The sequence below is a fragment of the Martinezella calliandrae genome, from assembly GCF_030272695.1.
Lineage (GTDB): Bacteria > Pseudomonadota > Alphaproteobacteria > Rhizobiales > Rhizobiaceae > Rhizobium > Rhizobium calliandrae.
This window is the reverse complement of sequence record NZ_JARFYN010000004.1, coordinates 198,203-209,469: the sequence shown is the minus strand read 5'-3', so window position 1 is coordinate 209,469 and position 11,267 is coordinate 198,203. Positions and strand designations below refer to the sequence as shown.

Below are 11,267 nucleotides of genomic sequence, written 5' to 3'. Positions count from 1 at the left end.
ACTCACTTAACCTCAATCTCTCGAACCGCCCGGTGCGGACCCGCATGCCGGGTGGTGTGGCAGGGGCGCGATCAAATACGATCGCCCCCTATGCCGATTGCGCCCAGCGACGTGACCAAGGGGCGGTGGCGTAAATCCGACGGTCGTGCAGCGGGTGGTGTGGCTGTGGCAGGGGCACGATCAAATATGATCGCCCCCTATGCCGATTGTCATTTGGCGGCTCAGAATTCTTCCCATTCATCCTGCGCCAGAGCATTGGCGCCCTGTGTCTGCAGCCGCGGTTTGCGAGCCGGTGGGGCTACAGGCGCAGCGCGGCGAGCAGGCGCCGGCGCGCGCATTTGCTGGGCGGTGGCGTGCAGTGCCGAGGCATTGTCCTGGCCGCCATATGATGTACGGAAGCGAGCGACAAGAGCCTTCAGCGTCTGGGCCTCGTCGTTCAGCGTCACGCTTGCGGCGGTGGTTTCTTCCACCATCGCGGCGTTCTGCTGCGTCACCTGATCCATCTGGTTCATGGCCGAGTTGATTTCCTTCAGACCGATCGCCTGCTCACTGGCCGAGGCCGAGATCTGACGGATGAGGCCGTTGATCTCCATAACCTGCTCGGCGATCTTGTGCAGCGCATTGCCGGTGCGGCCGACGAGATCAACGCCTTCCTTGACTTGGCCGGCTGAGGTGTTGATCAGGGTCTTTATCTCCTTGGCGGCATTGGCGGAACGTTGCGCTAGTTCTCGCACTTCCTGGGCCACGACGGCAAAGCCCTTGCCGGCTTCACCGGCGCGGGCCGCTTCAACGCCGGCGTTCAGGGCGAGAAGGTTGGTCTGGAAGGCGATCTCATCGATGACACCGATGATGCGCGAGACCTCCTGCGAGGATTGCTCGATGCCATGCATGGAGGCGATCGCCTTCTGCACGATCTCGCCAGAGCGTCCGGCATCCTCGGATGCCGCGCTTACGCTGCCGGCAGCCGTGCGGGCATTTTCGGCGCTGGAATTGACCTGAGCCGTTAGTTGGTTGAGCGCGGCCGCAGTTTCCTCCAGGCTTGCCGCCTGCTGCTCGGTGCGGCGGGCAAGGTCGGATGCGCTATTGCTGATTTCGCTGGTGCCACTGCCGATATTGCCGACGCTGAGGTTCATCGTGTGAACCGTCTCTTCGAGGCTGACGAGCGCAGCATTGAAGTCCTGTTTCAGCTGAGCGTATTCGCCGGGGAACTCCTCAGCGATGCGGTGTCCGAGATTGCCCTTGGAGAGCTCGGCCAGGCTCTGGCCGAGAATGGTGACGATGCGCCGCTGCAGCGCTACGGTTTCGCCGCGCTCCGCTTCCGACCGGGAGCGCTCGCCCTCGGCGGCACGGCGCTGGTCGTTGGCTTCGACTTCCAATCTCTTGGTGTCGGCAAGGGCGAAGCGGAAGCCTTCGAGCGCCTTCGCGACCGAGCCGATTTCGTCGGCTCGTGCCTGGCCTTCGACGGGCTCGGCATAATTGCCGGCGCTGAGACCATTGACGCTGGCGACCAATCCGCCGAGCGGCTTCTGTACGAAAGTGCGTACTGCGGCGTAAAGCGCCAGCATGACAGCAGCGAGTACGAGGACGCCGCCGACGATCATCATGTAGGTCTGGTCGCGCACTGGTGCTGCAATGGCGCTATGCGGAACGTCGACGAGCACGACCCAAGTAGCGTTCAGCCCGGGCACGGCGAAGGGATAGACCACGCGGTCGAACTCTTCCTCACCGCCATCGGTAACGTTCTTCACCAGACCCGGCGTCGACGAGGTCAATGCTGCCTTGATGACGTCACCGCCGTCGCCGCTGTAGTCCTTCATCAGCAAATCCTTATTCGGAGCCACCAGCCACTTGTTATCCTGGGAAAGCAGGAGGACACGGCCGGAACCAAAAGGATGCAAATTCTGCAGCTTGACCGAAAGCGAGGCGAGCGAGATGTCGACGCCGGATACACCGATCAATTTGCCGCCGGACATGACCGGATAGGCGATCGAGCTCATGGTGGTCGGAACATCAGTGCCTTCAGCCATGTATGGTGGTGTGATGGCGCCCTTGCCGCTGGTGGCTGCAAGCTTCCACCATGCGGCGGTGTAATCGTTATCGAAGGTGGAGAACTGAATGCCGCCATCCTTGGTCTTTGACCAATAAGGTGCGAACGCGCCCTTTTCGTTGACGCCTTGGTCCTTATTGTTGGCTAGTTCGGTTGTCTTGCCGTCGAAGGTGCCTAGCTGTTCGCAGAACCAGCTGCCGAACGCGAAGGCGTTCTGCTCGACGTTGGCCTTGAGGATATTGATGATGCCCTTGCGATCGAAGGTGTGTCCCTCGTGTCCGCGGCCGATGATGGCGGCCATGGAGCGGGCGGCGCTGGCGAGCTCGCCGATATTGGCGGCGACTTCGTTGGAGATGGATTTAGCCTCGCTGTTGGCCTGATCCATCGTCAACGTCTGGACGCGATCACGGGTCTGGGCGATCAGCAGGAAGTTGGACACGACCAGGACGAGCGCGATCGCCAGCCCGGTGACCACAATGAGCTTGGCCGCAAGTGACTTCATACGAAAGATGGACATCATTTCCTCGAGAGAACGATGCGTCGGATGCACATTATCCGGATGCAAGGTCGGCACAGGATGGCACCGTCATGGGGCCGCCGCGAACGCGCCTGCCGCCGCGAGACAGCGAGGTACGGCAGGCTTGAGGAGAATGATCGTGAAGCGGAAAAATTTAATTAAATTTCCACGGCTAGGAATGGCGGGTCTCAAAGATACGCGGAGACATCGCTTGCAACTGGGATCGACGGCTGTGCGCCCGGCTTCAGGCAAGCCAGCGAACCAGCGACAGCGGCCCGGCGCAGGGCTGCGTGAAAATCAAGACCTTGGTCGAGGCTGGCAGCCAGATAGCCGCAGAAGGTGTCGCCGGCGCCGACTGTATCGACCGGTTCGATGACGAGACCCTTGGCGCGCGACAATTCACCATAGCGGATAGCGACGACACCGTCGTCGCCAAGCGTGACGATCAGCGTCTGTCCCGTTTCGGCATGCAGGCGGACGAGTGCCGCCTCGCGATCACTGGCCGACATGTTGTCCTGGCCCGCCAGCCTCTCGAATTCCGTCTCGTTGGCGATGACGATGTCTGCAAGGCGGCCGAGCCGCGGGGCATCGGGAATGAGTGGCGCGAGATTGAGGATTGTGCGAACGCCCTTGGCCTTCGCCGCCGCAAGCGCTGTTTCGACAGCCGCAACAGGAATTTCGAACTGCAGCATGAGCGTATCGCTAGGGCTGAGCGCGTCGACGACGGCTGTCGCGTCCTTGGCTGTCATCGTGCCGTTGGCGCCGGGCACGACGGCAATCATGTTCTCGCCATCACCGCCGACCAGAATCAGTGCCGTACCGGTCGGTTCGGAAACATGTTTGACGGTGGAGAGATCGGTGCCGGCGGCGTCGAGCAGGGCAAGTGCAGGTTCTGCGAAACCATCATTGCCGACAGCGCCGGTCAAACGCACCGCCGAGCCGGCACGCCGCGCTGCCAATGCCTGATTGGCGCCCTTGCCGCCCGCAGCGGTGGAAAAACCCTTGCCGGCTACCGTCTCGCCTGGCTTCGGCAGACGGTCGGTGGTGGCGATGAGGTCCATATTGATGGAGCCGAAAATGGTAATCATGAGATGTCCCGCCTTGCTTGTGATCTCGCGTGACCCTGCCAATAAATACTTCGCGGGCTTGGAGATCATGCATTGATTTGGCGCGACACTGCCCGAAGCGATCAGTCCTCGTCAACCACCCTAAGCTTGAGCTGGCCGGTGCGGTTGTCGATCGGTTTCGGCCGGTCCTCGGCGATCGCCCTGGCCGGTTCGCTGCCGGCCTCGAATTCCAGCGCCTCTATCCTCTCGCCGCGGCGTGCCAGCTTGTCGGCGGAGGTGACGATCATGTCGATATCCTTCTGCGCAAGGGCGAAATGCCCCTGCAGCTTGCGCACCCGCTCATCGAGACGGGAAAGGTCATCCATCAGATGCGCCACTTCCCCCTGGATCACATGCGCCTGTTCGCGCATGCGCTGGTCCTTCAACACCGCCTGGATAACCTGAATCGACAGCATCAGCAGCGATGGCGAGACAATGACGATGCGCGAACGCTGCGCTTTCTGTACGATCGCTTCGAAATTCTCGTGGATTTCCGCAAAGATCGATTCGGAGGGAACGAAGAGGAAGGCCGTGTCCTGCGTCTCTCCCTGGAGCAGATATTTCTCGGCGACATCACGGATATGCACCTCGAGGTCCCGGCGGAATTGCTGCGCGGCGAGCTTGCCCTGCTCCGGGCTCGCTGCTGCGGCCTTGCGGATGGCGTTCCAGGCTTCCAGCGGAAATTTGGCGTCGATAACCAGCGGCGGCGTGCCGTTCGGCATACGCACGGTGCAGTCCGGCCGCGAACCATTGGATAGAGTCGGCTGGAAGGCGTAGGCGCCCATCGGCAACCCGTCAGCGATGATTGTCTCCATGCGTGCCTGGCCGAAGGCGCCGCGGGTCTGCTTGTTGGAGAGGATCGCCTGTAGGCCGACGACGTCCTTTGCCAGCGACTGGATGTTGGTTTGCGCGGCGTCTATGACGGCAAGCCGCTCCTGCAGGCGGCGCAGGTTCTCATGCGTTGAGCGCGTCTGCTCGCCGATCGTCGCCGTCACCCGCTGCGACATGCCGTCGAGCCGCTGGTTGATGGAGTGGTTGAACTCCGCCTGCCGTGAGCCGAACACCTCTGCCATGGTCGCGAGCCTGCCCTGCATCTCCGCTTGCGCTCTGAGGAGCGCCGCCATGCTTTGCTCGGCATCCTCGGCCCGCAGCATGTCCTCCTCCGACCGCCGCCCCCTGTTGTTGATGACAAGGACGATGACGGCGAGCAGAAGCAGGATGACGAGACCGGTCAGAACCGGGACTTCGGGAATCACTTGGCCGAAGAGTGTAAAGGACATGATATCGGGTACTCGTAGAACTCGAGTCGGCACCATAACAAAAATGCCATGAATATCCAGATCAAAACGTGAACATATTTTCACGGGGCCATCGTCGACCTGAAGTCTCAAGCGTTGAAAAAACACGCTTCAACCGCCATCTAAATAATTCCATCGCACAACAAGATGCGTTATGGGAAACTTCATGACGATCAAGCCACTCATCATTTTGCCCGATCCGCTGCTCCGCCAGGCCTCCGCGCCGATCGAGCGCGTCGATACCGAAGTTCAGCGCCTTGCCGACGATATGCTGGCAACCATGTATGACGCACCGGGTATCGGCCTCGCCGCTATCCAGGTCGGCGTTCCCCGCCGTATGCTGGTTATCGATGTGTCGCGCGAAGGCGAGGACAAGCAGCCGCTCGTCTTCATCAATCCCGAAATCGTCGCCTCGTCGGACGATCGTTCGGTTTATGAAGAAGGCTGCCTCTCCATTCCGGATTACTATGCCGAAGTCGAGCGTCCGGCCCGTGTCACCGTCAAGCATCTCGATCGCGACGGCAAGGAACAGATCGTCGAAGCCGACGGTCTGCTCGCCACCTGCCTTCAGCACGAGATCGACCACCTGAACGGCGTGCTGTTCATCGACTATATCTCGCGCCTCAAACGCGACATGGTGATCAAGAAGTTCACCAAGGCGGCGAGGGCAAAGGCGCTCTGAGGGAAGGTTGAAAAACCATCCCGGCAAGCCCATGATATCAGTGATATCAGATGGAGGTGCTGGATGAGCGATCTTTTGATTCGTGATATTCCAGATGCGTGGTGACGGAGCAATCTTACGGGGCGGAGCGTTTCTCGCTTGGGACCAGATCCTACCGCTACATTCAAATGTTCAACGAGCGACTCGTTTCTTGCGGCGGCAGGATACTACGTTTCGATCACCAATCGGCCATCGAAACCGGCCGCATCCGGGCGCGACGCGAGAGACCGGTCATCAGATTTCGCTCCAGGATGCCTGATCGCCGCTATCTGTCTCGTACACGGCGCGACGCTGGCGACGCGGAGCATAAAAGATTTCGAGGGGCTTGATCTTAGGCTCGTAAACCCGTTTGAAGGCGGCTAATGCATGACCCCAAAAATGCGGTGCGTTTCTTGGACAAGATCATGCCAAACTAGATATCTCTTGGCCGGACGGATCGCATGTCGCTAAGCATCATTTTCATGGGAACGCCCGAGTTTTCAGTGCCGACTTTGCGGTCGCTGGTCGATGCCGGGCATCGGATTCGCGCCGTTTATACGCAGCCGCCTCGGCCGGGCGGTCGGCGTGGGCTTGACCTGCAGAAATCGCCGGTGCATCAGGCGGCGGAGTTGCTTGGCCTGCCGGTGGCTACGCCTGTCAATTTCAAGGACCTGGAAGAGCGCCAGCGTTTTCGCGATCTTGATGCCCATGTCGCCGTGGTTGTCGCCTATGGCCTGCTGCTGCCCGAGGCGATCCTCACGGGCACGCGGTTCGGCTGCTATAACGGCCATGCCTCGCTGCTGCCGCGCTGGCGGGGTGCCGCGCCCATCCAGCGCGCGATCATGGCTGGCGACAAGAAGACCGGCATGATGGTAATGAAGATGAACAAGGGTCTCGATACCGGCCCGGTTGCTCTGACGCGGGAAGTCGAAATCGGCGATACGATGACCGCCGGCGAACTTCACGACAAGCTGATGCTGGTTGGCGCCAAGGCCATGGTCGAGGCCATGAACAAGCTGGAGCATGACGAACTGCCGCTGACCGAGCAGCCTGCTGACGGCGTCGTCTACGCCGCCAAGATCGATAAGGGCGAGACGCGCATCGATTTCAGCAAGCCGGCCGCAAATGTTCACAATCATATTCGCGGCCTGTCGCCGTTCCCGGGCGCCTGGTTCGAGGCCGAGATCGCCGGCAGGCCTGAACGTATCAAGGTGCTGGGCTCCGAATTGGCCGAAGGAGGCGGAACGCCCGGCCGTGTGCTGACTGACGATCTGGTTATTGCCTGCGGATTCGGCGCCGTGCGACTGACAAAGCTTCAGAAGTCAGGCGGCAAACCGTTGGCTGCGGCCGATTTCCTGCGCGGCACGGCGATAGCCCAGGGCACCACATTGGCGGCGGGTCCAACCTGATGCCGCGTTACCGCATGACCGTCGAATATGACGGGATCCCCTATGTCGGCTGGCAGCGTCAGGATAACGGTCCTTCGGTACAGGGCGCGATCGAAGGCGCCATCTTGTCTCTGACTGGCGAGAAGGTCTCCATTCGTGGCGCGGGACGCACGGATTCCGGCGTGCATGCCCTGGGCCAAGTTGCGCATGCTGATCTTTCGAGGGAATGGAAGCTGCATACGCTGCGCAATGCACTGAATGCTCATCTGAGGATGGCTGGCGAGCGTGTCGCCATTCTCGATGTCGAACAGGTCGATGCGAGCTTCGACGCTCGTTTCTCGGCGATCCGGCGACACTATCTATACCGGATCATTGCGCGCCGAGCGCCGCTAGCGCTGGAGGCTGGGCGTGCCTGGTGGGTGCCGAAAGATATGGACCACGAGGTTATGCATGCGGCAGCACAGACGCTGGTCGGTCGGTATGATTTCACCACTTTCCGCTCGGCGCATTGCCAGGCAAACAGCCCGGTCCGCACGCTCGATCGGCTGGATGTTTCCCGCAATGGCGAGCTGATTGAAATCCGCGCCACGGCGCAAAGCTTCCTGCACAATCAGATCCGCTCCTTCGCCGGCACGCTGAAGCTTGCGGGCGAGGGCAAGTGGACGGTGGACGACGTGCGTGCCGCATTGGAAGCACGAGACCGCAAGGCGTGCGGTCCAGTCGCGCCACCGGATGGGCTCTATTTCATGCAGGTGGATTATCGCGGCGGCGGCGGTTTGCCGGGCGGCCAGGAGGAGAATACCGATGACGGTGACGATTTATCATAATCCTTCTTGCGACACGTCGCGCAACGCGCTGGCGATGATCCGCAGTCGGGGGAAAAGCTTGTCGTCATCGCATATATCTGGAGACGCCACCTAATCGTCAACAGTTGGTGGAGCTCATCACTACCATGGGATTGGCAGTCCGCGACCTTCTTCGGCAAAAGGGAACGCCGTATGGCGAGCTCGGTCTTGGTGATCTCAATCTCCCGACGATCACCCACTTAATCGGATGATCGAGCACCCGATCCTGATCAACCGCCCGATCGTGATTTCCGAGAAGGGGTGCGCCTCTGTCGTCCGTCCGAACTCGTGCTCGACATTCTGCCAAACCCGAATATCGGTCCTTTTCCAAGGAAGATGGCGAAATCATCCGCCTTTAGCTCAACCCGGTGGATAGACGCCGAGGAAGCGTTGCAGAAAATCCGTCAGCAGCATGGTCGGGATCAGCAGCACCAGCGTAAGCGCGCCGACAAAAAGCGGATGCGTGCCGCAGATCATCCTGAGGATGCGCGCCAGCGAAAAGATGATCACCATCATCAATGCCAGCCACAAGATGGCCGCGAGCCCGCTGGAGCCGGGAACGAAGACGAGCAATGCGATCAGCAAGGAGTTGAGGTAGGAGGTCGGCAGGCCGAGCCAGTTCACCACCACGACAATGGGCGCGAATTTATCGTCGAAGCGGAAGATCATCAGCAACACGCCGGCAAGGATCAGCGGCACGAGCCAGCTTGCTGCCTCGACCAATGCCAGGCGAAGGAAAAAGGCCATGCCCGTAGAGGTTTCCGGCGGCATGGCGGTGAGATAGGCCTGTTGCCACCAGAGCCATGAAATGCCGATCGACGGCAGACTCCAGAGAATCGCCCAGAAGGATCGAAGCATGCCGCGATCTGATATGTCGAGATATTGAAAACCGCGTGCATCCATACGGATCAGCAGCCACAAGCCCGCCAGATAATATTGGACTTCCCTAAAGGTCGGCATTCGCAAACCAGCGCTGGATGAAGGTCTCGTAGATCTCGGTCAAGGTTCCAAGATCCGATAGCGCCACCCGCTCGTCCACCATATGCATGGTCTGGCCGACAAGGCCGAATTCCACGACCGGGCAATAATCCTTGATGTATCGTGCATCCGAAGTGCCGCCGGTGGTCGAGAGTTTCGGCGTGCGGCCGGTAACGTTTTCGATCGCCGAGGATAGGGAGGCGATCAGCGCATTGTTGCGCGTCAGGAAAACCTGGCTTGGACGTTCGGACCAGACGACGTCATATTTAGTCGGCTCACGACCTGGTCGAAGCGTTTGGTCGGCAGCAGCGGCATCAAGGCGGGCGAGAATTTCCGCCTTCAGCGTCTCGACGGTCCATGCGTCGTTGAAGCGAATGTTGAAGGCAGCCGTCGCCTTCGCCGGAATGACGTTTGTCGCGGCATTGCCAACATCGATCGTCGTCACCTCGAGGTTCGACGGCTGGAAGTTGTCGGTGCCCGCGTCGAAGGGCGGGTGGAGCAGAGCTTCGGTCAGTTTAACGATGCTGCGCACAGGATTGTCGGCGAGATGCGGATAGGCGGCATGGCCCTGCACGCCATGAACTGTGATGAAACCGGATATCGAGCCGCGGCGGCCGATCTTGATCATATCGCCGAGTTGGTCCGGATTGGTCGGTTCGCCGACCACGGAGGCATCCCATCGCTCGCCGCGCTCGGCCGCCCATTGCAGCAGTTTGACTGTGCCATTGATGGCCGGGCCTTCCTCGTCGCCGGTGATCAGGAAGGAGATTGAGCCGGTTGGAGCGCCATGCTTCTCGATGTGGCTCGCGACCGCAGCGACAAAACAGGCTATGCCGCCCTTCATGTCGACCGCGCCGCGGCCGAAAAGTTCCCCGTCAGCAATCTCGGCGGCAAAGGGCGGATGCCTCCAGGCGGCCGCGTCGCCGACCGGAACGACATCCGTGTGACCGGCAAACATCAGGTGCGGACCCTCGGTACCGAGGCGGGCATAAAGGTTCTCGATATCGGGTGTACCCGGCTCGCTGGCTGTCATGCGCTCCACCTTGAAGCCGAGCGGCAGCAGCATATCGGTGAGCGCGGCAAGCGCACCGCCTTCGGCCGGCGTTACGGACGCACAGCGGATCAGGGTTTGCAGATTGGCGACAGGATTGGTGACGGTCATCGGAGGCAACTTATCCGGCGGGAAATGGCAAAGCGATGGCAAAGGATCGGCCACGAGTCGAAAATCTTTGCAGCGATTCCAGCAATCGCACAGGCATGCTCACCCAGCAAGCACGAGGGAAGCGCGATATGGCGACCGCGCTTCCAAAAATTGCAATCAGTCGCGTAGCAACTCGTTGATGCCGGTCTTCGAGCGGGTCTTTTCATCGACGCGCTTGACGATCACGGCGCAGTAGAGGCTGGGGGCAGGTTGCCCGTTCGCCATCGTGTTGCCGCTCGGTAGGGCGCCGGCGACGACGACGGAGTAGGGCGGCACTTCGCCATAGGTGATCTCGCCGGTGGCGCGATCGACGATCTTCGTGGACTTTCCGATGAAGACGCCCATGCCGAGCACGGAGCCTTCGCGAATGATGCAGCCTTCGACCACTTCCGAGCGCGCGCCGATGAAGCAGTTATCCTCGATGATGGTCGGACCGGCCTGCATAGGCTCCAGAACGCCGCCGATGCCGACGCCGCCCGAGAGATGCACATGCTTGCCGATCTGCGCGCAGGAGCCGACGGTCGCCCAGGTGTCGACCATGGTGCCCTCACCGACATAGGCGCCTAGATTGACGAAAGAGGGCATCAGGATGGCGTTCGGAGCGATGTAGGCCGAGCGGCGGACGACGGCATTCGGGACTGCCCGGAAACCGGCTTCGCGGAAGCGGTTCTCGCCCCAGCCTTCGAATTTCGACGGCACCTTGTCCCACCAGGTCGAACCACCCGGGCCGCCGTCGACGACCTGCATGTCGTTCAGCCGGAAAGAGAGCAGCACCGCTTTCTTAAGCCACTGATTGACCGTCCAATTGCCGTCGGAGCCGCGTTCGGCGACACGGACCTTGCCACTATCGAGCAGATCCAGCGCCGTCTCAACGGCGTCGCGAACTTCGCCGCGCGTCGATGTGTTCACGTTATCGCGATTTTCGAAGGCGGCCTCGAGGGTCTTTTCGAGAGTGACGAGTTCGGTAGCGCTCATGAGAATTCCTTAAAACGTCAGTGCCTATCGTGATTTCCGTAAAATGCTCCGGAAACTTTTATTGGTCCTATAGCATGGAGTTCGAAATTGGAATGTCTTTTCCGCGCCGATTGAGCTTGGATTCAAGGCGTTGTAGTGCATATGCAAAAGCTTGGTCATTCCCGCCAGAGGGCAGGAGCGACCAGTTATGATCGATTTGAAAGGCATCAGTA

The 11,267-nt window shown here is 60.5% G+C and carries 9 protein-coding genes and 2 pseudogenes; 5 read left to right on the top strand and 6 right to left on the bottom strand.

Going from position 1 to position 11,267, the window contains the following annotated elements:
- Positions 1–221: 221 nt before the first annotated feature.
- The 3 genes from PY650_RS05020 to PY650_RS05010 form a co-directional block, all read right to left on the bottom strand.
- Complete coding sequence (locus tag PY650_RS05020) at positions 222–2,564, bottom strand: methyl-accepting chemotaxis protein (RefSeq protein ID WP_285877943.1); 2,343 nt, start codon at positions 2,562–2,564, stop codon at positions 222–224.
- A 188-nt stretch (positions 2,565–2,752) separates the two neighbouring features.
- Positions 2,753–3,652: a ribokinase gene (locus tag PY650_RS05015; RefSeq protein WP_285877942.1), complete on the bottom strand. Its 900-nt coding sequence runs from the start codon at positions 3,650–3,652 to the stop codon at positions 2,753–2,755.
- Between the two features lie 101 nt (positions 3,653–3,753).
- On the bottom strand, positions 3,754–4,950 hold the full coding sequence (locus PY650_RS05010; protein ID WP_285877941.1) for a DNA recombination protein RmuC: 1,197 nt from the start codon (positions 4,948–4,950) through the stop codon (positions 3,754–3,756).
- Positions 4,951–5,134: 184 nt separating this feature from the next.
- Here PY650_RS05010 and def point away from each other — a divergent pair, with 184 nt between their 5' ends.
- From def to arsC, 5 genes and pseudogenes are all read left to right on the top strand, one after another.
- Complete coding sequence (gene def, locus PY650_RS05005; RefSeq protein WP_285877940.1) at positions 5,135–5,650, top strand: peptide deformylase; 516 nt, start codon at positions 5,135–5,137, stop codon at positions 5,648–5,650.
- A 294-nt stretch (positions 5,651–5,944) separates the two neighbouring features.
- Positions 5,945–6,052 (top strand): annotated as a pseudogene (locus tag PY650_RS37325) (type II toxin-antitoxin system VapC family toxin); the annotation flags it as partial.
- Positions 6,053–6,129: 77 nt separating this feature from the next.
- Positions 6,130–7,077, top strand: a complete 948-nt coding sequence (fmt, locus tag PY650_RS05000; RefSeq protein ID WP_285877939.1) for a methionyl-tRNA formyltransferase — start codon at positions 6,130–6,132, stop codon at positions 7,075–7,077.
- Positions 7,077–7,883 carry a tRNA pseudouridine(38-40) synthase TruA gene (gene truA / locus PY650_RS04995; RefSeq protein WP_285877938.1) on the top strand — a complete coding sequence of 269 codons (807 nt, stop codon included), beginning with the start codon at positions 7,077–7,079 and terminating at the stop codon, positions 7,881–7,883. Before fmt ends, truA begins: the two co-directional genes overlap by 1 nt.
- Positions 7,861–8,260: pseudogene (gene arsC, locus PY650_RS04990) on the top strand (arsenate reductase (glutaredoxin)). The gene truA and the pseudogene arsC overlap by 23 nt, the downstream one beginning before the upstream one ends.
- Before the next feature lies 1 nt (position 8,261).
- Here arsC and PY650_RS04985 read toward each other — a convergent pair.
- The 3 genes from PY650_RS04985 to dapD all read right to left on the bottom strand — a co-directional run bounded on the left by PY650_RS04985 (position 8,262) and on the right by dapD (position 11,055).
- Complete coding sequence (locus tag PY650_RS04985; RefSeq protein WP_285877937.1) at positions 8,262–8,861, bottom strand: hypothetical protein; 600 nt, start codon at positions 8,859–8,861, stop codon at positions 8,262–8,264.
- Positions 8,848–10,041: a succinyl-diaminopimelate desuccinylase gene (dapE, locus tag PY650_RS04980; RefSeq protein WP_285877936.1), complete on the bottom strand. Its 1,194-nt coding sequence runs from the start codon at positions 10,039–10,041 to the stop codon at positions 8,848–8,850. Before dapE ends, PY650_RS04985 begins: the two co-directional genes overlap by 14 nt.
- A gap of 156 nt (positions 10,042–10,197) precedes the next feature.
- Positions 10,198–11,055 carry a 2,3,4,5-tetrahydropyridine-2,6-dicarboxylate N-succinyltransferase gene (dapD, locus tag PY650_RS04975; RefSeq protein WP_285877935.1) on the bottom strand — a complete coding sequence of 286 codons (858 nt, stop codon included), beginning with the start codon at positions 11,053–11,055 and terminating at the stop codon, positions 10,198–10,200.
- Positions 11,056–11,267: the final 212 nt, after the last annotated feature.